The organism is Ruegeria sp. K11, from assembly GCF_056531905.1.
In genome coordinates, this window is the sequence record NZ_JBQFMP010000005.1 from 51,811 (window position 1) to 74,397 (window position 22,587).

Sequence of the window (22,587 nt, forward strand, 5' to 3'; positions counted from 1 at the left end):
TCTCGCCCCCTCGAATACTATCTAAAACATAACGGGCTAAAACTTTCGATATACTCGAGACCGCCCGGGTGTTCTCATCAGCACAACCTCACATTGCACCAAATGCGCAGCGGGTTCAGTGAACAAGTTCACATTCGTTGAAAATTAATTGCTTATCGCCAATCAAAAAATCCCGGACCGGCCTTGGCCAGCAAATCTGCAGCCATTTTCTGACCGATGGACGCCCCGTCCGAGGCTGGGCCCGTTGCTTCAAGCGCGATGGATTCCGACCCGTCCGGGCGCAGGACTTCGCCGCGCAGGTGAAGGGTGCCATCCTGGATTTGCGCCAGCCCGGCAATAGGCGTTTCGCACGAGCCGTCCAGCCCCAACAGCAAGGCGCGTTCCGCTGCAAGCCGGTTACCGGTTTCGGTGTGGTGTATTGCGGCCAACATATCAGCGGCGCGGCTGTCGTCGGCGCGCCGTTCAATCCCGATGGTGCCCTGCGCAATCGCGGGCAGCATGTCGTCGGGCGAGATTGCCGTGGCCGGAACCTCGTCCATCTGTAGACGCCGCAGCCCGGCCATTGCGAGAAAGGTGCAATCGGCCACCCCGTCGGCCAGTTTCTTCAGCCGGGTCTGCACATTGCCGCGAAACTCGACCACGTTCAGATCGGGTCGCCGATTCAGCAGCTGTGCACGCCGCCGCAGTGAAGACGTTCCGACCACTGCGCCTTCCGGCAGATCGTGAATGGAGCGCAGGCTGGGAGAGATAAAGGCGTCGCGCACATCTTCGCGCGGCAGGAACGTGTCCAACACCAGCCCGGCCGGTTGCTCGACCGGCATGTCCTTTGTCGAATGCACCGCAATGTCAATATCGCCGCGCAACATCGCCTCTTCGATTTCCTTGGTGAAAAGACCTTTGTTGCCGATCTCTTTCAGCGGGCGGTCCGCATCGATCATGGCGCGGTTGTCGCCGGTGGTCTTGATCACCACGATCTCGAACGCGTCTTCGGGCAGGTCGAACGCTTTGCTCAGACGCGCGCGGGTTTCATGTGCCTGCGCCAGCGCCAGCGGCGATCCACGGGTACCGATTTTGAGAGGCGAGGCGGGGGTGGGCAATGTGAGACTCATGCGCACAGCTTTAGTCGCGTCACATTGCCCTGACAATGGGGGCAGAGCTTGACAAATTGCCACTGAGGGACGACCGGTGACGCCAAACCGGAAGATTGGGGACAGGCATGGCCGAAACAAAGACATTGCTGCGGGCGCTGGCGGGCGAGGTTCAGGACGTTCCGCCGATCTGGATGATGCGCCAGGCCGGGCGCTATCTGCCCGAGTATCGCGCGACCCGTGCGCAGGCCGGGGATTTTCTGTCGCTGTGTTACAACCCCGAACTGGCGGCCGAAGTTACATTGCAGCCCATTCGCCGCTATGGCTTTGACGCGGCGATCTTGTTTGCAGATATCCTGCTGGTACCGCAAGCGCTGGGCGCTGACCTGTGGTTTGTCACCGGTGAAGGCCCGCGCCTGTCAAAGATCACGCAGCAATCGGACTTCGATGCGCTGAAACCGGTTGAGGATATCCACGAGACGCTGTCGCCAGTCTATGAGACCGTGCGCATCCTGTCGCGGGAATTGCCCTCCGAGACAACGCTGATCGGTTTCGCAGGTGCCCCTTGGACGGTGGCCACCTATATGATCGCCGGGCGTGGCACGCCGGATCAGGGGCCGGCGCATGCGTTGCGTGAAGAAAACACCGCTCTGTTCGAGGCTCTACTGGATCGAATTACTCTGGCGACCATCGAATATCTGTCGGCGCAGATCGAGGCCGGGGCCGAGGTGGTCAAGATTTTCGACAGCTGGGCGGGATCTTTGAAGGGCGAGGCGTTCCGGAAATACGCCGTTGAACCTTGCCGGGCGATTACGCAGGCGATCAAGGCGCGTCATCCGGGTATTCCAGTGATCGGCTTCCCGCGTGAAGCGGGTGAAGGTTATGTCGGCTTTGCCAAGGCCACGGGCGTCGATTGCGTGGCGTTGGACAATTCCGTGTCGCCGGACTGGGCGGCTGAACATGTGCAGGTGGATGGCTGTGTGCAGGGCAATCTGGCCTCGTCGCATATGGTGACGGGCGGGCAGGCGCTGGTGGATGAGACCCGCGCGATTTTCGAGGCGTTCTCGAAAGGCCCGCATATCTTCAATCTGGGGCATGGGATCACGCCGGATGCGGACCCTGAGAATGTTCAGTTGATGATCGATACGGTGCGCGGGCGGTGATCGGGTGAGGGGGCCAGCCCCCTCTTGGCCTGCGGCCAATTCTCCCCCGGGATATTTTTAACCAGATGAAGCGGGCGGGAGTTCGTTCAGGATGTCCTGCGTGTGCTCTCCGCGTTTGGGGCTGGGTTTAGGGTGCCAGTTGCGGGTGGAGAAGCGGGGGGCGGCGGCGGCTTGTCTTGTACCGTCGTGGTCCAGCCATGTTTGCCGGGCGGCATTCATGGGATGTGCCTGGGCTTCTGTGGGGGACAGGACAGGTGTAACGCAGGCATCTGTGCCGTGAAACAGCGCGGCCCAGTGATCGCGCGGCTTGGTGGCGAAGATATCGGCGAGCCGGTCTGAAAGTCGGGGCCACGCGGTATGGTCATATTGCTGGGCGAATTCCGGATCATCCCCTAACTTCATGAGATCAAGGAAACAGGTGTAGAATTTCGGCTCGAGGCACTGAACCGAGATATGGCCGCCGTCGGCGCAAGTATAGCTTCGGCTCCAATGGGGGCCATCCAGCAGGCTTTGGCCGCGGGTGTCTGAGAGGTTTCCGGTTTGCCGCAGGCTCATCAACAGGTTCATCATATGGGCTGAGCCGTCATAGATGGCGGCGTCGACCACTGTGCCAACCCCGGTACGCTGCGCATTGAGCAGGCCTGCCAAAAGACCGGCAACCAGATACATCGCGCCGCCGCCGATATCGCCAACCAGAGTTGCGGGTGTCACAGGGGCCTGACCGGGGGCCGAGGCGTACCAGAGCGCTCCAGAGAGCGCGATATAGTTCAGATCGTGCCCGGCGCTATGTGACAATGGACTGTCCTGACCCCAACCCGTCATGCGCCCATAGATCAGTTTGGGGTTCAGATCGTGGCAGATGGATGGGCCAAGCCCGAGTTTTTCCATCACTCCGGGGCGGAAGCCTTCGATCAACGCATCTGCCGTGGCGATCAACTTGCGGGCCACATGAAGGTCTGCGCTGTCCTTCAGGTCCAGAGCGATTGAGCGTTTGCCGCGATCCAGCAGGGACCGACCCGGCATGCCGGGCGTCACGGGCGCGCCTTTGCGGTGGATGGTGATCACGTCCGCTCCCATATCTGCAAGCAACATGGCAGCAAAGGGCCCGGGGCCCAGCCCTTCGAATTCAATGATACGGATACCGTCAAGCATATCGTCCTCCCCAATGCTCAGGGTTTCCGGGGCGATGCTGGAATGCAAGCCGGAAATGTCTGGCGGCAGGCAATCTGATTCAATCGCGCCGTCCGAGGCCTCGCTGGCCCACATCTTTGCGGAAATGCCCTGTTCTCTGATCAGTTGCCGCGATAGGGTCTGGGCCAGAATGAGGGCATGAATGACGACGATACTATCGATCCGGGATCTGCGAAAATCCTATGCGGATGGGTTCGAGGCACTCAAAGGTGTCTCGCTGGACATTGAAGAGGGTGAGATTCTGGCCCTGCTCGGCCCGAATGGCGCGGGCAAGACGACGCTGATCTCTACGATATGCGGTATCACCACACCAACCTCTGGCAGCGTGACTGTTGGGGGGCACGACATTCAGACCGATTTTCGCGCAGCCCGCCGGATGATCGGACTTGTGCCGCAGGAAATTGCGCTGGAACCGTTTGAGAAGGTCTGGAACACGGTGCGCTTCTCTCGGGGCTTGTTTGGGTATGGCTCAGACAACGCCCGGATCGAGGAGATCCTTCGCAAGCTCTCGCTGTGGGACAAGCGCAAGAATGCGATCAAGGAACTGTCGGGCGGAATGAAGCGCCGGGTGCTGATCGCCAAGGCACTGGCGCATGAACCGCGTGTGTTGTTTCTGGACGAGCCTACCGCAGGCGTGGATGTCGAACTGCGCAAGGACATGTGGGAGATTGTGGCCGAGCTGAAACAGGCCGGTGTCACCATCATCCTGACCACGCACTACATCGAAGAGGCCGAGGCCATTGCCGATCGTGTCGGGGTCATCGACAAGGGTGAGTTGCTACTGGTACAGGACAAAGACACTTTGATGGCTCAGATGGGGAAAAAGCAGATCGAGGTGATGTTGACGGAACCGATCTCGGCCATTCCGGAAAGTCTGGCAGCACATAGCCTGACGCTGAGTGGCGCTGGCGATGCGCTGTTTTATACCTATGACACAAATGCGGACCGAACTGGCATTACAACATTGCTGAACGATGTGGCCCAGGCAGGGTTGGTCTTGCGCGACGTGCAGACCCGGCAGTCGAGCCTTGAGGAAATCTTTGTCAATCTGGTGTCCGGAGAACCCGCATGAACTGGTCCGCCATCGCCGCCATATACCGGTTTGAAATGGCCCGGTTCTTTCGCACTCTGGCGCAGAGCTTTCTGTCGCCGGTTCTGTCGACTTCCTTGTATTTCGTGGTCTTTGGCACCGCCATCGGCAGCCGCATTCAGGAGGTTGAAGGCGTGTCTTATGGCGCGTTCATCGTGCCCGGTCTGATCATGCTGTCCGTGGTGATGCTGGCCATCTCCAACGCGTCCTTCGGGATTTACTTTCCGAAATTCCTGGGCACGATCTACGAGCTTTTGTCGGCCCCGGTGAATTTTATCGAGATCGTTATCGGGTATGTGGGGGCTGCAGCCACCAAGTCGCTTTTTGTGGGGCTGGTGATTCTGGCCACGGCCACATTCTTTGTGGATTTACGCATCGAACACCCCATCGCGATGGCTGTGTTTCTGATCCTGACCTGCCTCAGCTTTTCCCTGCTGGGTTTTATCATCGGTATCTGGGCCAGCAATTTCGAGCAGATGTCGCTGGTGCCGCAGCTGATCGTGACCCCGCTGATCTTTCTGGGGGGCACGTTTTATTCGATCTCGATGCTGCCGCCGGTCTGGCAGACGATCACCTTGTTCAACCCGGTTGTCTATCTGATTTCGGGCTTCCGCTGGTCCTTTTACGGTCTGGCCGATGTTCCTATCGGGTTCAGCCTTTTGGCAATTCTGGCGTTCACAGTATTGTGTTTGGGAATCATTGGCTGGATCTTCAAAACCGGCTGGCGCATTCGCAGCTAAGTCAGGTTGGCCGTTGCATTTTTGCCCATCACACTCAGGAAAATGTGTTCACGTCACATTTAACGCCCGGACCGTCCCTTGTTTACCGGTTGGGCGCACTCTACATCGGCACCCATGAAGTTCAGCCTGCCATTTGTCAAAAAGCACCCTTGCGTCGCCATTGTCCGCCTGTCCGGTGCAATTGGAATGGCCGGGCGTGGGTCGATGTCGGATGCCGGTTTGGCGCCGGTGCTTGAAAAGGCATTCCGCAAGGGCAAACCCGCCGCCGTCGCGCTTGAGGTGAACTCGCCCGGCGGTTCCCCGGTGCAAAGCTCTCTGATCGGGGCGCGCATCCGGCGGCTGGCGGATGAGCTGGATATCCCCGTCTATGCCTTTGTCGAGGATGTGGCGGCCTCGGGCGGGTATTGGCTGGCGGCGGCAGCCGATGAAATCTACGCGGATGACAGTTCCGTTCTTGGCTCGATCGGGGTGATTTCGTCGGGGTTCGGCGCGCATGTCTTTCTCGCCCGGCAGGGGTTCGAGCGGCGGGTTCACACGGCGGGCCAGTCGAAATCGATGCTCGACCCGTTCGCGCCGGAAAAGAAAGAAGACGTCGCACGTCTGAAACGCCTGCTGGGTGATATCCACGAGAATTTCATTGCGCATGTCAAATCGCGCCGCGGCGGCAAACTGGACGAGACCCAGGATTTGTTCACGGGCGAGGTCTGGCTGGCGCGGCGGGCGCAGGAGTTGGGTTTGATCGACGGCATTGCTCATCTCAAACCCAAGATGCAGGACCGTTTCGGCGACAAAGTGAAATTCCGCCGTTACGGATTGAAGAAACCGTTCTGGTCGCGCTTTGGGGCCGAGATGGCACAGGACGCCATTGCCGGGCTAGAGGAGCGGGCGGCCTACGCGCGTTTCGGTTTGTAATGTGATCATCAAGGCCGTCACTTTGTTTCTGGTCGGCATGGCGGTGCTGGCGATGTTCGGAAAGCTGCGCTTTCCGGGGCAAAAACGGCTGAATTCGGCCAGATGTTCGCGCTGTGGCCGGTTCAGAATTGGCAAAGGTCCCTGTGCCTGCGAAAAGGGGGGCCGTTCATGACAGCATGGCTGTTTTCCGGCCTCGGACTTCTGATCCTGTTGTTGGCAGGGGATGCGCTGGTGCGTGGTGCGGTCAATCTCAGCCTGCGTCTTGGTGTGCCCGCACTGATCGTCAGCCTGACCATAGTGGCCTTTGGCACCTCGGCACCCGAGTTGTTGATTGCGATCAGCGCGATTCAGGAAAACGCGCCGGGTATTGCACTGGGCAACGTTGTGGGGTCGAACACCGCAAATATTCTGCTGGTTCTGGGTTTGCCCGCGCTGCTGGCGACCTTGCACACAAGCGAATGCGACAGCCGCAAGAACTATGTCTTTATGCTGCTCGCTTCGGTTCTGTTCATCGGATTGGCCTTCTGCGGAGTTTTCAACCTGATCAGCGGTGCCATTTTGCTGGTCGCTTTGGGCCTGGTGCTCGGCAATGCCTTCCGCGAGGCCCATGCCCACCGCAAAGCCTGTGGTGAAGCCTGCGCCGATGACGAGGAGCTGGAAGGGTTGGAAGAAGCCGACCCGGACATGCCTTACTGGAAGGTTTCGATTTATCTGATTCTGGGCCTGATCGGGCTTCCCATGGGGGCACATCTGCTGGTCGATAACGCGACAATTATTGCTCGCGATTATGGGGTCAGCGAAACGGTCATCGGTCTGACACTCATTGCCGTGGGCACGTCATTGCCGGAACTGGCCACCACCGTGATGGCCGCGCTGCGCCGTCAGGCGGATGTGGCGCTGGGCAATGTCATCGGGTCGAACATGTTCAACCTGCTGGCCATTATCGGTATCGCGACCTTGTTCGGACGCATCCCGGTTGATCCTGAATTCCTGCGATTTGATCTTTGGGTCATGCTGGGCTCATCCCTGTTGCTGATCCCCTTCGTCTTTTTCAAGAAAGACATCACACGCGGCTGGGGTATGGTGTTGACACTTCTGTATGTAGTCTACGTCATTTCTCTGTTGGCGTAAGAAGCAGGGAGCGAGCCTTATGACCCGAGCGTTGGTGACCGGTGCCGGAATTCGCCTTGGCCGGGCGATGGCCCTGTATCTGGCGCAGCGCGGGTATGATGTCGCCGTCCACTTTGCGACTTCAGAACAGCCTGCACAGGCGGTTGTGGCCGAGATCAAGGCTCTGGGTCGGCACGCCGTCGCATTGCAGGCGGACCTGCTGGACGAAGCGCAGGTGGCCAAACTGTTGTCCCGCGCGGCCGAAGGGTTGGGCGGGCCGATTACGTGCCTCGTGAACAACGCCTCGATCTTCGAATATGACAACATCCACACCGCAACACGCGCCAGCTGGGACCGTCATCTCGACAGCAACCTGCGCGCGCCATTCGTTCTGACGCAGGCGATGGCCGAGCAGGGTCTGGAGCCGGAAACGGACGACGTGGGCGAACCTGTTGCAACCGGACTGATCGTCAACATGGTCGATATGCGCGTCCGCAAGCTGACGCCCGAGTTTATGTCCTACACCATCGCCAAGATGGGTCTGTGGGCGCTGACGCGAACCGCAGCTCAGGCGTTGACGCCTGCCATTCGTGTCAACGCAATCGGACCCGGGCCAACGATGCAGGGGCACCGGCAAAGTGCGGATCACTATAAGGCGCAGCGCATGAATACCGTGCTCGAGCGTGGAGCAAACCCATCCGATATCACCGCGGCGCTGGGGTATTTTCTGGACGCGCACGCGGTTACCGGACAGCTTTTATGCGTGGATGGCGGTCAGCATCTGGGCTGGCAAACTCCTGACGTTCTGGGCGTGGAATAGACAACTCGGATGCAAGTTTTGCACCGCTCTCGTTTCTGTTACCAGCGCGTTACAAAAATGTCTTATCTTTCATACACTTGCCTTATGAAATAAAAAATATATAATAAAAACAATGTGTTATTTGATCGCCTATTTTTTAGGCAAATCAAGGAATCCTTAATGAAACAAGGGAAATTCCGGGCGACCCAAAACTTATCTGCACAGTTATCCACAGAAACCGTGGATTTGTTTTCTCTTGAACTGGAACGCTCAAGATTGCAGCCGGGGTCAGAGAATCATATCTCTGGCGTATGACCACCGACAGCGACTCACCTTCTGACATTCAATCCACCGGCTATTCCTGCATTCAACGGTATGCAAAGACATTGGACGGATCGCCCGGCGTATACCGGATGCTGGACGGTGACAGTCGGGTTTTATACGTGGGCAAAGCGCGGAACCTGAAGGCGCGGGTGTCGAATTACACGCGACCCGGGCATTCGGGCCGGATCGAGAAAATGATCGCCGCGACCGCTTCGATGATGTTTCTGACCACGCGGACCGAAACCGAAGCGCTGCTGCTGGAACAGAACCTGATCAAGCAGCTCAAGCCAAAATACAACGTGCTGTTGCGCGATGATAAAAGCTTTCCCAATATTCTGGTCGCCAAGGATCACGCCTTTCCGCAGATCAAGAAACATCGGGGGGCAAAGAAAGAGAAGGGGGCTTATTTCGGCCCTTTCGCCAGTGCGGGTGCTGTCAATCGGACGCTGAACCAGCTGCAAAAGGCGTTTTTGTTGCGCAATTGCTCGGATTCGATGTTCGACAGCCGCACGCGACCCTGTCTGCTCTATCAGATCAAGCGCTGTTCGGGACCGTGTGTGGGTTTGATTTCGGAAGCGGATTACCGTGAAAGCGTCAGGGATGCTGAGCGGTTCCTCTCGGGCCGGTCGACCAAAGTGCAAGAGGATCTGGCGGAACAGATGATGGCGGCTTCTGAGGCGATGGAGTTCGAACGCGCCGCCGGTCTGCGTGACCGGATAAGGGCGCTGACACAGGTACAGACCTCTCAGGGCATCAACCCGCGCGGCGTGGTCGAGGCGGACGTGATCGGCCTTTACATGGATAGCGGGCAGGCCTGTGTGCAGGTGTTCTTTATCCGCGCAAATCAGAACTGGGGGAACAAGGATTTCTACCCTCGGGTCGGGGCCGACGTGTCGCCTGCCGAGGTGATGGAGGCCTTTTTGGGCCAGTTCTACGACAACAAGGAACCACCCCGGCAACTGATCCTGTCGGACGCAATCGAAAACGCCGATCTGATGCAGCAGGCTCTGTCCGAGAAAGCGGGCCGCAAGGTGGAAATCCTTGTCCCGCAACGCGGCGAAAAGCAGGAACTGGTCGCCGGTGCCCTGCGCAACGCACGTGAATCGCTGGCCCGACGGATGTCGGAAAGTGCCACGCAGGCCAAGCTGCTGCGCGATGTGGCCGAGGCGTTTGAGCTGGACGCGCCTCCGGCCCGGATCGAAGTCTATGACAACAGCCATATCCAGGGCGCGAACGCCGTGGGCGGCATGATCGTAGCGGGCCCCGAAGGGTTCATGAAAAATGCTTATCGCAAGTTCAATATCCGTGGCGACGACCTGACCCCTGGCGACGATTTCGGCATGATGAAAGAGGTCCTGACCCGCCGTTTCACCCGCCTGCAAAAGGAAGATCCCGACCGCGAAAAAGGCATGTGGCCCGACCTGCTGCTGATCGATGGCGGCGCCGGGCAAGTGAGTGCGGTGCGCGAGATCATGGTCGAACATGGCGTCGAAGACATTCCAATGGTTGGTGTCGCCAAAGGTGTTGACCGGGATCACGGCAAGGAAGAATTCCATCGCACCGGCCAGCGTCCCTTTGCGCTGAAACGCAACGACCCGGTGCTGTATTTCATCCAGCGTCTCAGGGACGAGGCACACCGCTTTGCAATCGGAACCCACCGGGCGAAGCGGGCCAAGGCGGTCGGCGCTACGCCTCTGGACGAGATCCCTGGCGTGGGGGCTGCGCGCAAGCGCGCCTTGCTGACTCATTTCGGCAGTGCCAAGGCGGTCAGCCGGGCCAATTTGGCGGATTTGAAAGCGGTCGAGGGGATATCAGCCGGGCTGGCGCAGAAAGTTTACGATTTCTTCCACGACAAGGGCTAGGTGCGGCGTCCCCGCCACAGGATATACAGCCCCGAGGCCACGATCAGCGCGCTGCCGATCCACATGGTGCGGTCCAGCCGTTCGCCGAACATCATAACGCCCAACCCGATTCCGAACAGCAATCGCGAATAGCGAAACGGCGTGACGGCCGAGACTTCGCCGGTGCGCATGGCCTTCATCAGGGACGCATAGGCAATGGCCCCGCACAGGACCGCCCCGGCCATATAGAGGCTGTGTTGCGGGCTGAGCGCGACAAACGCACCGCCTTCGAAGAACCAGAACAGACCCCCGGCAAGAACCACGCAGATGAACCCGTAAAACCCCAGCACCTCGGTGCCCAGCGTCGCTGGCGCGGCGCGGCTGGACAAATCGCGGCCTGCAAAACCGAACATGCCAAGGACCGCCAGAATGGACAGCGCCGAGAAACTGTCTCCGGTGGGCTGAATGATGATCACCACTCCGATCAAACCGATCAGAATAGCGCTCCAACGTCGCCACCCGACAGTCTCGCCAAAGAACACAGCAGCCCCCGCAACAACGACGAGGGGCGTGGCCTGCAGGATCACCGTCGCCGAGGACAGCGGCGTATAGGCGATCGCCAGCACATAGAACAACCGGCCCAGAACCTCGAAACAAGCGCGCACCTGCATCGCGCGCGACCGCACGTCGGGGTGAAACAGGCGGGTGCCGCGCTGCATGGCAACAATGGCGAAGATGACAGATCCACCCAGTCCGAACAGGATCAGAACCTGCCAGATCGGCAGGGCGACTGCGGCGGACTTCAGCAGCGCGTCCTCGACGGCGAACATGGCCATGGCGCCGATCATCCAGGCGCTGCCGATCAGGTTTGACCTGGGGTCGGTTTTAATATGAGTTGTCATGTACCTTGCCCCGGTCTGATGTTCTGCGCAATCTGACGTCAAACCGGCCCGAGTCCAAGGGCTGCGGCGCTTTGACCAACCATCTGTGATTGGGGATGTTTTTCGACAGCCTGTCTTTTCTGTCCTGAAACCGCGATGTAGGGTCGGCATTATGAAGTGGAACCTGCCCAATATTCTGACTCTGCTGCGTCTGCTGGCTGCACCCGGTCTGGCCGTGATGTTTTTGTATTTCACCCGACCCTATGCAGACTGGTTTGCGCTGATCCTGTTCCTGTCGGCTGCGATTACCGACTGGTTCGACGGTTATCTTGCGCGCGCGTGGAAACAGGAGACCAAGATTGGCGCGATGCTTGACCCGATTGCCGACAAGGCGATGGTGGTGATCGCGCTGATGATACTTGTGGGGTATGCTCAGGACAGCTGGACCGCCTGGCTGGTCTTGCCGGCCACCGTGATCCTGTTTCGCGAGGTTTTCGTCTCGGGTCTGCGCGAATATCTGGGCGATGTTGCCGGTACGCTCAAGGTCACCAAGCTGGCCAAGTGGAAGACGACGGCGCAAATGGTTGCCATTGCGGTTCTGTTTTCGCAGGGCATCTTTGAACATTATGCGGTGATGTCGACCTTTGGTATGGATGCCGATCTGGTCGAGCAGGTGATCTCGGGCCAGGTTGAGGACGTGAATCACCTGCGCTGGCATCTCACCGGCATGTACTGGTCCGGACAGATCGGGCTGTGGTTGTTGTGGATTGCCGCCACGCTGACATTGATCACCGGCTATGACTACCTACGTAAAGCGATGCCCCACCTGAAGGAGAGCTAACGGATGGACGTGCTGTATTTCGCCTGGGTGCGCGAACGCATCGGCCTGCCGAAAGAAAAGGTCGAAACGCAGGCTGCCACGGTCAATGATCTGGTCGCAGAGTTGAGCGCGCGCGAGGATCGCTATGCCGCCGCTTTCGCCGATCTGTCGGCTCTGCGCGTGGCGCTGGATCAGGAATTGTCGGATTTTGACGCTCCTTTGACTGGCGTGCGCGAGGTTGCGTTTTTCCCACCCATGACAGGGGGCTGACATGCGCGTCGTCGTTCAGGAAGCGCCCTTTGATCTGGGGGCCGAGGTCAACGCCTTTGCGTCGGGCGATGAGGCGGCAAACGGCGCTATTGTGACCTTTGCCGGCGTCGTGCGCGATCTGGCCACCGGCGATCTGGACGTGATGGAGATCGAGCATTACCCCGGCATGACCGAGCGGGCGCTTGCCAAAATCACCGAAGAGGCGCAGGCGCGTTGGTCGCTGGGTGATGTGCTGGTGATCCACCGCCATGGGCGTCTTGCGCCGGGCGACCGGATCATGATGGTGGCCACCGCGTCGCCTCACAGAAAAGATGCGTTCGAGGCAGCAGAGTTTCTGATGGATTACCTCAAATCCCGCGCGCCGTTCTGGAAGAAGGAAATCACCACATCCGGTTCCGAATGGGTGGCCGCCAAGGACGAGGATGAAGACGCGTTGACGCGCTGGTAAATCAGTCTGCGTTGTTGATACGGCCGCGCAGTTCCTCGGCCTCTTGTCGGGCGGCGCGGACGACTTCCATTGTAGCGGCAAGTTCGGCCTCGGTCTGGGTCAGCTGATTGGTCAGCTCGGCCTCGCGCTGTTGCAGATAGGTGATGGCCTGATCGCGGGTTTCTTCGGCCTCGTGCAGCTCCTGGCTCATGCGATCCAGATCGGCCACGTCACTTTGGCGCACGCGCGACAGACGGTGGGCCAGCCAGTTGGCAAACCAGCCCATGCAGAAGGCTGCGAACAGGATGATGGCGGTGGCGATGATGAATTCGGTTCTGTTCAACTTACTGGTCCTCTGCGCCCGCATCCGTTGCGTCGGTTTCAGGGGTCTCGGCCTCGGCTTCCATCGCCTCAAGCCCGGTTTCGGTGTTGGCGACCGGTTCGGGGCGGATCAGGCGGAATTCGATGCGACGGTTTTCCTCGCGCCCATCCTCGGTATCATTGTCGGCAATGGGCTGCGTCTCTCCATAACCGACAGCGGTATAGCTTGAGGTCGGGATCCGACGCCCACGCAATTCGTTCAGAATCGATTGCGCGCGCGCCTGGCTGAGCTGCTGGTTCATCTCTTCCCGCCCCTGACTGTCAGTGTGGCCCTGAATCTCCAATCGGATCGGGCCGCAATCCCGCAGAATATCGGCGATCTGATTCAACGCGTCACGCGAATCCGAGGCGACCGTGGCCGAGCCGGGTTCAAACGCGATCTTCGTGCTGGCCTGAACTTGAGCAATTTGTTCTTCGCAGAGCTCGGGGTCGGGCAGGGCGTCCTCGGGTTCAGGTGGTTCCTGATAGGTGATCGAAAGCGTGAAATCCTGCGCATCGCCCAGCTTTTCCGACAACAGGCCCGCGATGCGGGGTTTTGCATCGGGATCATGACTGAGCCCCGAAAGGGTCACGTTGTCCGGCGTGACCGTCAACACGCCGTTATGCAGCTGCGACAGCGCCTCCAGCCCCGCCAGGACCCGCACGGGCCAGTCAGCCGGCAGATCAGACACGATGCGGGTCGCCATATGGACTTGCGTCGATCCAAAGGCCGCTCGGGCAAAACTGTCGACCATACTGTGCAAGGTGTCGTCGCTCAGGCGTCCACGCAGTTGCACCAGCCCTTCCGGGCTGCGGGTCGCGGTGAATTCAACCGGGCCGGTCGCGTCTTCCATTTCCGGTTCAGGCAACACCGCATGCAGGACGAACACGTCAGGCAGAGCGTTTTCCAGCTCACCCACGACGCGGTCAAACAGCGCCGTGCTGGTGCCCTGCGCCGCCACCAGAGTGATATCGGCATCCGACAGCGTAACCGAGCCCTGACCAATCTCTGCCAGTGCTTTGATGCTGAGTTCCGCCGCGTCTGCCCAGCGGGGCGAGGGTACGCCGAGGCCAATGGTGCAGCTATAGGGCCCGGTCAGCCCGGCCTGTTGGGCCGCTTCTATGATGGCCTCGCGTGCCGTCTCATCCTGCGCGGAACAGGCGTCGAATTGTCCGCCCTCATCATTGATCAGATAGCGCAGTGTAAAGGGTGTGAGCACCGGACGGGGCGCCGAGATGTCCAGCCCGATCCGCAGGCCGGGAGGGGCCGCCCGGCTGAGGTCTTGTTCCAGCCGTTCCTTTTCCTGCTGGCTTTCCGCGATGGCCGTGATCCGAACCAGCCCGGGACTGGCAGAGATCTTGGCGCGAGGCAGGCTTGTCAGTGCATCCAGCGCAAACCCGATGGCATCATCCCAACCTTCAGGCTTCGGATAGTCCGCGCTTTCCATAAGGTCCGACACCGATCCGTCCTGATCCAGCCTTTGCAGGCGGTTGATCATGGCCTCACGGTCTTCGGTGGCAGGCACCAGACCGATAACGGAAACCCCGCTTTCATTGCGCAGAATTTCCGCCGAGAACCGTGGCGGCGTCAGATCGGCGGTGGGCGCGACCTCCATCTGGTCGATGACACGCGACGTATCAACTTCGGTTCCCGCAGCGGTCAGCGCGTTGAACCGGGTGGCTTCGTCGGGGGCTGTTCCGGTCAGAACCACGCGCAACCCGTCCGATTCGACCTCGGCCCAATCATGACCCTGAAGGTTCAGTGCCCGGCGCACCGCCAGTTCCGAGGCGTCCTCGATCTTTGTCACAGCAATGCTGGCGCCGAAGACGGACAGCGCGGCAGAGACCGCGAATATCAGCGTGACGGCGAGGGCATAAGGCAAATGCATGGGTTGGGTTGCGACTCCTCGGGCCTTGGGTTTCGGACTCATACCCAGCCGGGCGGGCGGGTGCAATCAGAGCATCAGGGCGACGCAGAGGAAGATCAGCGGAATTAGGCCGGTGTCGCGGTTGGCGCGGAACAGTTGCAGCAGTTTGGCATTGTCTTCGGTATCCAGACCCCGCAATTGCCACGCCATATGCCAGCCCATCGCCCATGGCCCCGACAGCGCAACGACCAGCGCCAGGATCGATGCCCGTGACAAGGTCGCGTCGATAATCGCCAGACCCATAAGGCCAACGGTGGCAATCAGGAAATACTTCAGCCATTTCGCGGTGTCTTCGCCAAACAGCCGGGCGGTGGATTTGATGCCGATCAGCTCATCATCTTCGGCGTCCTGATGGGCATAGATGGTGTCATAAAACAGGGTCCAGGCGATGCCGGACAGATAGAGGATGATCGCGGGCCAGCCGACCGTGCCCGTATGCGCGGCCCAGGCCAGCAAAGCACCCCAGTTGAAGGCCAGCCCCAGAAACACCTGCGGCCACCAGGTGAACCGCTTGGCAAACGGATAGATAGCGACGGGCAGCAGCGACAGGACCCCCATCGCAATCGCGGCCCGGTTGAAAGTCAGCAGAATCACCAGCGCCAGCAGGCATTGCATCCCCATCCAGATCACTGCCTGACGCACGCTGACCTGACCCGAGGGGATCGGGCGCGAGCGGGTGCGTTCGACCTTGCCGTCGAATTCCCGGTCAGTGATGTCGTTCCACGTACAACCCGCGCCGCGCATCAGGAAGGCCCCGATGGCGCAGCCGATCGCGATCCACAGATCCTCCCACCGCGGTGACCCATCGCTCAGGATCGCCAGCGCCAGACCCCACCAGCAGGGAATCAGCAGCAGCCATGTACCGATGGGCCGGTCCGCGCGGCTGAGCCTAAGGTAGGGCCGGGCAAAGGCGGGGGCATGGGTGTCGACCCAGTTGCCACTGACCGCGTCCGCGACCTGGCCGTCTGGTGTTGGGGCATTGCCTTGCATATGTAAGGTCTCATGACTGCGAAGATCAGACTGTATGTAGAGCACCCATTGGGTCAGGGGCAATCGGTTCCTTTGACGCGCGAACAGGCGCATTACCTGTTCGGCGTCATGCGCCTGTCCGTGGGCGGGCAGGTGGCGCTGTTCAACGGGCGCGATGGCGAATGGCTGGCCGAGGTGGTCGAGGCCGGGAAGCGCGGCGGGTCACTGACCTGCGCCCGGCAGACCAAGGTGTTGCAGATGCCACCCGATCTGTGGCTGCTGTTCGCGCCGATCAAGAAGGCACGCACTGATTTCATCGTTGAAAAGGCGGCGGAAATGGGCGCCACGCGGATCATGCCAGTGCAGACCGAGTTCACAAATTCCGAACGCATCCGGCAGGACCGTCTGCAGGCCCATGCGGTCGAGGCCGCTGAGCAATGCGGCGGCACATTTGTGCCCGAGGTCACCGATCTGCAACGGCTCGACCGGGTGCTGGACGCATGGCCCGAAGGCCGCCAGCTGATGTTCTGCGACGAGGCCGAAGTCGGCTCGGCCCTGCGTCTGGCCGCACATGAAAAGGGTCACCCTTGGGCCATTCTGATCGGCCCCGAAGGCGGATTCTCGGAACGTGAGCGCAAGCGACTGAGCGGCTTGCCTTTCGCTCATGTGGTCAGCCTCGGCCCCCGCATCCTGCGTGCGGATACGGCGGCAGTTGCGGCCATGACCATGTGGCAGCAGGCGCTGGGGGATTGGGCATGACGTGGCGCGCCGCTGAGGACAGCGATGTGCCGCTGATCGACAGGTTTCTGTCGCAGCACATCCAGACCTCGATGTTCCCGCTGGCCAATCTGCGCGATTACGGCCTGCGCGCGTCCGACCCCCGCGCGCTGAAAGTCTGGGTGCTGGGCGATCCCCTGCGTGCCGTCTTTGCGATCACGAATGAGGGCATGGTGCTGCCGCAATGCCCCGACTGCTCGGACAATGAGCTGGCCGGGGCGATTGATCTGATCCGGGGGCATCCGCTGTTCGGCCTTGCTGCCGAGGCTGGGCAAGCGCGGCGGATCATGAGGCTTGCCGGCTGGGATGACCGGCCCGCGACGCTCAACGGTGATGAGCCGGGGTTTGCGCTGGATCTGGAGCAACTTGTGCTGCCCGATCTGACCGGTGCGCGGCTGGTGCCGATGGGCGATCTGGATCGCTCGGTCACCGAAGGCTGGCGGCGGGACTATTTGATCGAGGCGATGGATTTCGATCCCGCGCGCGCCGCCGATCAGGCTGGTAAAGACTTCGACGCTTACACGGCACGAGACTCGCATCGGGTGCTTCTGGTCGATGGCGAGCCCGTCGCCATGACCGGGTTCAATGCCCGCCTGCCCGAGATCGTGCAGATCGGTGGCGTCTATACTCCGCCCGAGTTGCGCGGGCGCGGCCATGCCCGCCGCGCCGTTGCCCTGCATCTGCTTGAGGCGCAAAACGTCGGGGTGTCCCGCGCGGTGCTGTTTGCCGCTTCCGAATCTGCAGCGCGCGCCTATATCGGTATTGGGTTCAAACCTGCGGGGCACTACTCGCTGATCCTGTTCACCAATCCAAAGGACACGGCATGAGTTTCATCCGACCCGAAGCCAAACTGGCCCTGTGGCGCTGGCGCGAAGTTCTGGTGGCGGGGTTTGTCTTGCTGCTGGGCCTCAGTTGGATTAACGGCCCCGGTGGCCTGCTGGGCTGGATGGGCTGGGTGCTGGTCGTAGTCGCCGCGGCGTTGGCGATCATCGGCGTGCAGCGCGCACGGTTCCGCACCGGCGCGGGTGGGCCCGGCGTTGTGACCATCGACGAAGGTCAGATCACCTATCTCGGTCCGCTCGACGGTGGCATCGTCGCCACGCGCGAGATCGAGCGGCTGGCGCTCGACCCGACCTCGCGCCCGGCAATGTGGGTGCTGGATCAACCCGGCCAGCCGACCCTTCACATTCCGGTGAACGCCGAAGGGGCCGAGGCGCTGTTCGACGTATTCTCGAACCTGCCGGGGCTGAAAACCGAACAGATGCTGTCGGAACTCAACGGTGGTGCGGCGCATCCCGTGGTGATCTGGGAGAAGACGCCATCGCGCCCGGCGCATCTGCGCCTGCATTGACACTGGCGGCATTTCCCCCCACGACTGACCCAAAGACAGACACAGCAGGATCGGAGACCGGTTCATGTCCATCCCCCAATCCGGCGGCGGGCCGATCGAACGCCATGAGCAACTGGCCGAATATCTGGAATCGGGCTGTAAGCCCAAAGAAGATTGGCGCATCGGCACCGAGCATGAAAAGTTCGGCTATTGCAAGGACACGCTGAAACCTCTGCCGTTCGAAGGCACGCGGTCCATCGTCGCCGTGCTTGAGGGCCTGCGCGACCGCCACGGTTGGGCCGAGGTGCGCGAGGCCGACAAGTTGATCGGGCTGGAAAAGGACGGCGCCAATGTCAGCCTTGAACCGGGTGGCGCGCTGGAATTGTCGGGTGCCCCGCTTGAGACCATCCACGAGACCTGCGACGAGGTGAACACCCACCTGCGTGAGGTGAAGGATATCGCCGATGAGATCGGCGTGGGCTTCATCGGTCTGGGGGCCGCTCCGATCTGGAGCCATGATGAGATGCCGCTGATGCCCAAGGGTCGCTATCGGCTGATGAACGACTACATGGAAAAAGTCGGCACCATGGGTCGCGCCATGATGCGGCGCACCTGCACGGTTCAGGTGAATATCGACTTCGGGTCCGAGGCCGACATGGTGCAGAAACTGCGCGTGGCCTTGGCCCTGCAGCCGGTGGCGACCGCGCTGTTTGCGAATTCTCCGTTCTTCGAGGGCAAGGTCAACGGCCAGAAAAGCTGGCGCAGCTATATCTGGCGGCATCTGGACGACGCGCGCACCGGGATGTTGCCTTTCGTGTTCGAGGACGGCTTTGGGTTCGAACGCTACGTTCAATATGCGCTCGATGTGCCGATGTATTTTGTCTATCGCGACGGCCAGTATATCGACGCGCTGGGCATGTCCTTCCGCGACTTCCTGCAGGGCAAGCTGCCTGCGCTGCCGGGTGAAACGCCAACCCTGTCGGATTGGGCTGATCACCTGACAACGGCTTTCCCCGAGGCCCGCATCAAGAAGTACATGGAAATGCGCGGTGCCGATGGCGGCCCATGGCGGCGGCTCTGCGCCTTGCCTGCCTTCTGGGTTGGCCTGACCTATGATCAGGGCGCGCTGGATGCGGCTTGGGATCTGGTCAAAGGCTGGGACGCCGAAACCCGCGAAAACCTGAGAATCGAGGCCGCCAAAGATGGGCTGCAGGCGCGGGTTGGTGACATTCACATGCACGATCTGGCGCGCGAAGTGGTCTCGATCGCAAATGCCGGGCTTGCTGCCCGCGCCCGTCCGGGGGCCGGTGGGCTTGTTCCAGACGAGACGCATTTCCTGAATGCGCTCAAGGACAGTCTGGAATCCGGCAAGGTCCCTGCGGATGAGTTGCTGGAGCACTATCATGGCGATTGGAACGCAGACCTGACGCGGATTTATCGCGAATACAGCTATTGATCAGTTAACGCTGCTGCATCTTTGGCGCAGCGTTAACGTTCTGTTTTCCGGCATCGGGTCCGGCGAATGTCATCATTCTCGTGCCGTGACAAGGCTGTCATAGTGCCTTCGACGCAGTTGGCACATGCATGGCCCGCATCAGCGAACTTCACTATTCGAACGCTACCCGGCAAGCGCGGGCGTGTCCGAGTTTCCTGAGGTTTCACTGGACCCGACCCCAATACACTGGTCTATGAAATGCTCTCTCCCGGCGACAGCGGCGCGACCTGCTTCACCGCCGGGACGATGGTGGACACCCCCGAGGGCCCGCGCCGGGTCGAAACGCTGCGCCCTGTTGATCTGGTGCTGACTGTGGATCAGGGGGCGTGCCCGGTCCGGTGGATCGACGACCGCACGGTCCCTGGGCAGTACGCGGTTCGCGTCTGTGCATATCTCGGTCGGGGTTCAGGGGGCAGAGCGCGACAAAATGTGTCACTGCAACACCATTCGACAAGTACGGGCCGGTCCGCAAGCGACGGTTCTGACCGCAACCTGATCCACGCCCTCTTGCTTTCGCGGGCTGCTGTGATAGCAGAGCTTCAACAGTATTCAGGGGACCGTCATGGACGATCTTAAGGCAAAATATCTGGGCCAAATCGCCGAGGCAGGCGACGAAAACGCGCTTGAGGCGATCCGCGTCGCTGCCGTGGGCAAAAAAGGTGAGGTTGCGCTGAAGATGCGCGAGCTGGGTAAGATGACGCCCGAAGAGCGTCAGGTCGCAGGCCCTGCGCTGAACGCCCTGAAGGATGAGATCAACTCGGCGCTGGCCGCCAAGAAGGCCGCGCTAGCCGACGTCGCGCTGGACGCGCGTCTGCGCACCGAATGGCTGGACGTCACCCTGCCGACCCGCGCGCGCCGTCAGGGTTCGATCCACCCGGTCAGTCAGGCGACCGAGGAACTGACCGCGATCTTCGCGGAACTGGGGTTCTCCGTCGCCGAAGGGCCCCGGATCGAGGATGACTGGTATAATTTCGACGCTTTGAACATCCCCGGCCACCACCCCGCGCGGGCCGAGATGGACACGTTCTACATGCACCGCGCCGAGGGCGACGAGCGCCCGCCGCATGTGCTGCGCACGCACACGTCTCCGGTGCAGATCCGCTCGATGGAGAAACAGGGCGCGCCGATCCGCGTCATCTGTCCGGGCGGCGTCTACCGCGCCGACTACGACCAGACCCACACGCCGATGTTTCATCAGGTCGAAGGGCTGGCCATCGACAAGGACATCTCGATGGCGAACCTGAAATGGGTTCTGGAAGAGTTCGTGAAAGCGTTCTTCGAGGTCGACGATGTCGAACTGCGCTTCCGCGCCTCGCACTTCCCGTTCACCGAGCCGTCGGCCGAGGTCGATATCCGCTGTTCCTGGGATAACGGTCAGCTGAAGATCGGTGAGGGTGATGACTGGATGGAGATTCTGGGCTCGGGCATGGTCCACCCCAAGGTCATCGCCGCCGGTGGCATTGATCCTGAGGTCTATCAGGGTTTTGCGTTCGGGATTGGGATCGACCGTCTGGCGATGCTGAAATACGGCATTCCGGATTTGCGGGCTTTCTTTGACAGCGATCTGCGGTGGTTGCGACATTATGGGTTTGCCGCGCTGGATATGCCGAACCTCCATGGTGGTTTGAGTAGGTAAGTGTATCCGCTGGGCGTATATCTGGCTCGCTATTTGGATTGGTGGGATGCTCGGGTTGCGAAGACCCCATTCCGTTGGCTGCTGGGTTTAATGCTTGGGACACTTCTACTCACACGATTTGCTATCTTGTTAGTAGGCCCCAGTGCTGTCTTTCTGGGTTTCATCCTTTTTGTAGCCGTATGCCCTGGTATTTGGGCTTCCTACATTCGCTTCGGTATGAAAATGCGGCAACGACAGGAAGAAAAAGAGCGAATTATGCGAGTGCAGAGCGGGACCAAGAACGGAAAGTAGAAGGCGCGGAGCAAAGGCCGATAGGCCGCCGTGCTATCGCCAGACCGCCCGGACGGGCTGGCGATTTGTCTCCGTCAGTGCAACGTTCGTACAGTGCTCGGATTTGGCAGGCATAAAGTGCCCAACACAGTCCGAAGATCGCCATCCCGCGGTCTGGCGATAGCACGGCTCGTGATCTGACATGACAAATGGGCCGTTGCGCGGCTTGTTACAGGCTCGCACGGGGTTGTGACGTGACAGTTGGCGTCAGGTGGCTAGGCTCCGGCCTATGATTTACCGACTGCTTTTCCTGCTGCTCACCGCTACCCCGGCACTCGCCATGGGGCCTTGGAAAACCGACTGCCACGGCGATACGGCCTGTGAGGTCGGCGACCGCTCGTATCATGTGCTGGAGCCCGAGGGGTGGGACGGCGAAACGCCTCTGCCTGTGTTGCTGCACTTCCACGGCTGGGCGCGGCAGGGGACTGTGGTGGTGAACCATCAGCGCATCGCAGGGGCGACCAAGCTGCGAGGTGTGCTGCTGGTGGCCCCGAACGGGTTGGGCAAAAGCTGGGATTTTTGGTCGGCGGACACGCGGGATGTGCCTTTTGCAGATGCGGTTCTGGACGACGTGGCAAAGCGCTATCCGATTGACCCGGAACGCATCTATGTCTCGGGCTATTCCTTCGGCGGCGCAATGGCGTGGCGTTATGTCTGCCAGTCGGGCAATGACATTGCGGCCTTGCTGGCTGTTGCGGGTAGCATTCGCCAGACTGAGCGCTGTCCCGAAGCCCCGCGCGAGGCGCGCCATGTGCATGGGCTCAGCGATACGGTGATGGATTTTCCTTATGGCGAGGATGGTGACACGACCTATCCGGTGTCGCTTTGGCGTTCGGCCTATGACTGTCATGACGCCACCCCGCGCGGGGATTGGAGCGTGGTGCCGATCCTGACCCTCAGCCGCGTGGAGTGGACCGATTGCGCGCGCGGACAAGTCACGCTGGACACCCATCCCGGCGGGCATTTCATCCCCCATGGCTGGATCGGGCGGCAGTTGGACGAGCTTTTGGGCCGCACCCCGACCTATCCGTAAGCCGCAGCGCTTGCACCTTGGTGCAATCTTTGCCATTGCCTGTGCCGACTGGATGTTTGCCAAAAAAGGCCCC

Annotated in this window: 23 protein-coding genes; 17 read left to right on the top strand and 6 right to left on the bottom strand. The window is 60.6% G+C overall.

The features are described 5' to 3' along the window. Nucleotides 1–152 precede the first annotated feature (152 nt). Nucleotides 153–1,109 (bottom strand): hydroxymethylbilane synthase, encoded by a 957-nt coding sequence (gene hemC, locus ACR0K4_RS09195; RefSeq protein ID WP_480853725.1) that lies wholly within the window; start codon nucleotides 1,107–1,109, stop codon nucleotides 153–155. 107 nt (nucleotides 1,110–1,216) lie between these two features. Here hemC and hemE point away from each other — a divergent pair, with 107 nt between their 5' ends. After that, on the top strand, nucleotides 1,217–2,251 hold the full coding sequence (gene hemE, locus ACR0K4_RS09200; protein ID WP_480853726.1) for a uroporphyrinogen decarboxylase: 1,035 nt from the start codon (nucleotides 1,217–1,219) through the stop codon (nucleotides 2,249–2,251). A 57-nt stretch (nucleotides 2,252–2,308) separates the two neighbouring features. On the opposite strand, the gene ACR0K4_RS09205 is transcribed toward hemE, so the two are convergent. Further along, on the bottom strand, nucleotides 2,309–3,403 hold the full coding sequence (locus ACR0K4_RS09205; protein ID WP_480853727.1) for a CaiB/BaiF CoA transferase family protein: 1,095 nt from the start codon (nucleotides 3,401–3,403) through the stop codon (nucleotides 2,309–2,311). 181 nt (nucleotides 3,404–3,584) lie between these two features. Between ACR0K4_RS09205 and ACR0K4_RS09210 the strand changes: the two genes are divergently transcribed. From ACR0K4_RS09210 to uvrC, 6 genes are all read left to right on the top strand, one after another. Beyond that, on the top strand, nucleotides 3,585–4,514 hold the full coding sequence (locus ACR0K4_RS09210) for an ABC transporter ATP-binding protein (protein ID WP_480853728.1): 930 nt from the start codon (nucleotides 3,585–3,587) through the stop codon (nucleotides 4,512–4,514). Continuing rightward, nucleotides 4,511–5,272, top strand: a complete 762-nt coding sequence (locus ACR0K4_RS09215) for an ABC transporter permease (protein WP_480518094.1) — start codon at nucleotides 4,511–4,513, stop codon at nucleotides 5,270–5,272. The genes ACR0K4_RS09210 and ACR0K4_RS09215 overlap by 4 nt, the downstream gene beginning before the upstream one ends. Nucleotides 5,273–5,386: 114 nt before the next feature. Further along, a complete protein-coding gene (locus ACR0K4_RS09220; protein ID WP_480853729.1) occupies nucleotides 5,387–6,184 on the top strand; it encodes a S49 family peptidase in 798 nt (265 codons plus the stop codon). A 168-nt stretch (nucleotides 6,185–6,352) separates the two neighbouring features. Then, nucleotides 6,353–7,315 (top strand): calcium/sodium antiporter, encoded by a 963-nt coding sequence (locus tag ACR0K4_RS09225; protein WP_480518098.1) that lies wholly within the window; start codon nucleotides 6,353–6,355, stop codon nucleotides 7,313–7,315. Between the two features lie 19 nt (nucleotides 7,316–7,334). Continuing rightward, entirely contained in the window at nucleotides 7,335–8,114 is a 780-nt protein-coding gene (locus ACR0K4_RS09230; protein ID WP_480853730.1) for an SDR family oxidoreductase, read from the top strand. Between the two features lie 290 nt (nucleotides 8,115–8,404). Continuing rightward, nucleotides 8,405–10,279, top strand: a complete 1,875-nt coding sequence (gene uvrC, locus ACR0K4_RS09235) for an excinuclease ABC subunit UvrC (RefSeq protein WP_480853731.1) — start codon at nucleotides 8,405–8,407, stop codon at nucleotides 10,277–10,279. On the opposite strand, the gene ACR0K4_RS09240 is transcribed toward uvrC, so the two are convergent. Next, a complete protein-coding gene (locus ACR0K4_RS09240; RefSeq protein ID WP_480853732.1) occupies nucleotides 10,276–11,160 on the bottom strand; it encodes a DMT family transporter in 885 nt (294 codons plus the stop codon). The genes uvrC and ACR0K4_RS09240 overlap by 4 nt on opposite strands. Nucleotides 11,161–11,311: 151 nt before the next feature. Here ACR0K4_RS09240 and pgsA point away from each other — a divergent pair, with 151 nt between their 5' ends. The 3 genes from pgsA to ACR0K4_RS09255 are packed head-to-tail and all read left to right on the top strand — an operon-like array spanning nucleotide 11,312 to nucleotide 12,677. Continuing rightward, entirely contained in the window at nucleotides 11,312–11,980 is a 669-nt protein-coding gene (gene pgsA, locus ACR0K4_RS09245; RefSeq protein ID WP_480518105.1) for a CDP-diacylglycerol--glycerol-3-phosphate 3-phosphatidyltransferase, read from the top strand. 3 nt (nucleotides 11,981–11,983) lie between these two features. Next, the gene (moaD, locus tag ACR0K4_RS09250; protein ID WP_480518107.1) at nucleotides 11,984–12,229 is read left to right on the top strand and encodes a molybdopterin converting factor subunit 1; all 246 of its coding nucleotides are present in this window, start codon (nucleotides 11,984–11,986) and stop codon (nucleotides 12,227–12,229) included. A gap of 1 nt (nucleotide 12,230) precedes the next feature. Beyond that, nucleotides 12,231–12,677 (top strand): molybdenum cofactor biosynthesis protein MoaE, encoded by a 447-nt coding sequence (locus tag ACR0K4_RS09255; protein WP_480853733.1) that lies wholly within the window; start codon nucleotides 12,231–12,233, stop codon nucleotides 12,675–12,677. A 1-nt stretch (nucleotide 12,678) separates the two neighbouring features. Here ACR0K4_RS09255 and ACR0K4_RS09260 read toward each other — a convergent pair whose 3' ends face one another. The 3 genes from ACR0K4_RS09260 to ubiA form a co-directional block, all read right to left on the bottom strand. Further along, a complete protein-coding gene (locus tag ACR0K4_RS09260; protein ID WP_480518111.1) occupies nucleotides 12,679–12,999 on the bottom strand; it encodes a hypothetical protein in 321 nt (106 codons plus the stop codon). Nucleotide 13,000: 1 nt separating this feature from the next. Continuing rightward, nucleotides 13,001–14,905, bottom strand: coding sequence for an OmpA family protein (locus tag ACR0K4_RS09265; RefSeq protein WP_480853735.1), 1,905 nt, complete (start codon nucleotides 14,903–14,905; stop codon nucleotides 13,001–13,003). A 66-nt stretch (nucleotides 14,906–14,971) separates the two neighbouring features. After that, entirely contained in the window at nucleotides 14,972–15,934 is a 963-nt protein-coding gene (gene ubiA, locus ACR0K4_RS09270) for a 4-hydroxybenzoate octaprenyltransferase (RefSeq protein WP_480853736.1), read from the bottom strand. A gap of 12 nt (nucleotides 15,935–15,946) precedes the next feature. Between ubiA and ACR0K4_RS09275 the strand changes: the two genes are divergently transcribed. The 7 genes from ACR0K4_RS09275 to ACR0K4_RS09305 all read left to right on the top strand — a co-directional run bounded on the left by ACR0K4_RS09275 (nucleotide 15,947) and on the right by ACR0K4_RS09305 (nucleotide 22,514). Beyond that, nucleotides 15,947–16,672 carry a 16S rRNA (uracil(1498)-N(3))-methyltransferase gene (locus ACR0K4_RS09275; protein ID WP_480853737.1) on the top strand — a complete coding sequence of 242 codons (726 nt, stop codon included), beginning with the start codon at nucleotides 15,947–15,949 and terminating at the stop codon, nucleotides 16,670–16,672. Then, nucleotides 16,669–17,517: a GNAT family N-acetyltransferase gene (locus ACR0K4_RS09280; RefSeq protein WP_480518119.1), complete on the top strand. Its 849-nt coding sequence runs from the start codon at nucleotides 16,669–16,671 to the stop codon at nucleotides 17,515–17,517. The genes ACR0K4_RS09275 and ACR0K4_RS09280 overlap by 4 nt, the downstream gene beginning before the upstream one ends. Then, nucleotides 17,514–18,041: a hypothetical protein gene (locus tag ACR0K4_RS09285; RefSeq protein WP_480853738.1), complete on the top strand. Its 528-nt coding sequence runs from the start codon at nucleotides 17,514–17,516 to the stop codon at nucleotides 18,039–18,041. The genes ACR0K4_RS09280 and ACR0K4_RS09285 overlap by 4 nt, the downstream gene beginning before the upstream one ends. Before the next feature lie 64 nt (nucleotides 18,042–18,105). Then, nucleotides 18,106–19,476, top strand: coding sequence for a glutamate--cysteine ligase (locus ACR0K4_RS09290; protein ID WP_480853739.1), 1,371 nt, complete (start codon nucleotides 18,106–18,108; stop codon nucleotides 19,474–19,476). 237 nt (nucleotides 19,477–19,713) lie between these two features. Continuing rightward, nucleotides 19,714–20,091, top strand: a complete 378-nt coding sequence (locus tag ACR0K4_RS09295) for a Hint domain-containing protein (protein WP_480853740.1) — start codon at nucleotides 19,714–19,716, stop codon at nucleotides 20,089–20,091. Next, complete coding sequence (pheS, locus tag ACR0K4_RS09300; protein ID WP_480853741.1) at nucleotides 20,078–21,151, top strand: phenylalanine--tRNA ligase subunit alpha; 1,074 nt, start codon at nucleotides 20,078–20,080, stop codon at nucleotides 21,149–21,151. The genes ACR0K4_RS09295 and pheS overlap by 14 nt, the downstream gene beginning before the upstream one ends. Before the next feature lie 559 nt (nucleotides 21,152–21,710). Beyond that, nucleotides 21,711–22,514: a CE1 family esterase gene (locus ACR0K4_RS09305; RefSeq protein WP_480853742.1), complete on the top strand. Its 804-nt coding sequence runs from the start codon at nucleotides 21,711–21,713 to the stop codon at nucleotides 22,512–22,514. Nucleotides 22,515–22,587 lie beyond the last annotated feature (73 nt).

Bases quoted from the DNA above. Each gene is read 5' to 3' on its own strand.
- hemC (WP_480853725.1), bottom strand. From the start codon at position 1,109: ATGAGTCTCACATTGCCCACCCCCGCCTCGCCTCTCAAAATCGGTACC.
- hemE (WP_480853726.1), top strand. From the start codon at position 1,217: ATGGCCGAAACAAAGACATTGCTGCGGGCGCTGGCGGGCGAGGTTCAG.
- ACR0K4_RS09205 (WP_480853727.1), bottom strand. From the start codon at position 3,403: ATGCTTGACGGTATCCGTATCATTGAATTCGAAGGGCTGGGCCCCGGG.
- ACR0K4_RS09210 (WP_480853728.1), top strand. From the start codon at position 3,585: ATGACGACGATACTATCGATCCGGGATCTGCGAAAATCCTATGCGGAT.
- ACR0K4_RS09215 (WP_480518094.1), top strand. From the start codon at position 4,511: ATGAACTGGTCCGCCATCGCCGCCATATACCGGTTTGAAATGGCCCGG.
- ACR0K4_RS09220 (WP_480853729.1), top strand. From the start codon at position 5,387: ATGAAGTTCAGCCTGCCATTTGTCAAAAAGCACCCTTGCGTCGCCATT.
- ACR0K4_RS09225 (WP_480518098.1), top strand. From the start codon at position 6,353: ATGACAGCATGGCTGTTTTCCGGCCTCGGACTTCTGATCCTGTTGTTG.
- ACR0K4_RS09230 (WP_480853730.1), top strand. From the start codon at position 7,335: ATGACCCGAGCGTTGGTGACCGGTGCCGGAATTCGCCTTGGCCGGGCG.
- uvrC (WP_480853731.1), top strand. From the start codon at position 8,405: ATGACCACCGACAGCGACTCACCTTCTGACATTCAATCCACCGGCTAT.
- ACR0K4_RS09240 (WP_480853732.1), bottom strand. From the start codon at position 11,160: ATGACAACTCATATTAAAACCGACCCCAGGTCAAACCTGATCGGCAGC.
- pgsA (WP_480518105.1), top strand. From the start codon at position 11,312: ATGAAGTGGAACCTGCCCAATATTCTGACTCTGCTGCGTCTGCTGGCT.
- moaD (WP_480518107.1), top strand. From the start codon at position 11,984: ATGGACGTGCTGTATTTCGCCTGGGTGCGCGAACGCATCGGCCTGCCG.
- ACR0K4_RS09255 (WP_480853733.1), top strand. From the start codon at position 12,231: ATGCGCGTCGTCGTTCAGGAAGCGCCCTTTGATCTGGGGGCCGAGGTC.
- ACR0K4_RS09265 (WP_480853735.1), bottom strand. From the start codon at position 14,905: ATGCATTTGCCTTATGCCCTCGCCGTCACGCTGATATTCGCGGTCTCT.
- ubiA (WP_480853736.1), bottom strand. From the start codon at position 15,934: ATGCAAGGCAATGCCCCAACACCAGACGGCCAGGTCGCGGACGCGGTC.
- ACR0K4_RS09275 (WP_480853737.1), top strand. From the start codon at position 15,947: ATGACTGCGAAGATCAGACTGTATGTAGAGCACCCATTGGGTCAGGGG.
- ACR0K4_RS09280 (WP_480518119.1), top strand. From the start codon at position 16,669: ATGACGTGGCGCGCCGCTGAGGACAGCGATGTGCCGCTGATCGACAGG.
- ACR0K4_RS09285 (WP_480853738.1), top strand. From the start codon at position 17,514: ATGAGTTTCATCCGACCCGAAGCCAAACTGGCCCTGTGGCGCTGGCGC.
- ACR0K4_RS09290 (WP_480853739.1), top strand. From the start codon at position 18,106: ATGTCCATCCCCCAATCCGGCGGCGGGCCGATCGAACGCCATGAGCAA.
- ACR0K4_RS09295 (WP_480853740.1), top strand. From the start codon at position 19,714: ATGCTCTCTCCCGGCGACAGCGGCGCGACCTGCTTCACCGCCGGGACG.
- pheS (WP_480853741.1), top strand. From the start codon at position 20,078: ATGGACGATCTTAAGGCAAAATATCTGGGCCAAATCGCCGAGGCAGGC.
- ACR0K4_RS09305 (WP_480853742.1), top strand. From the start codon at position 21,711: ATGATTTACCGACTGCTTTTCCTGCTGCTCACCGCTACCCCGGCACTC.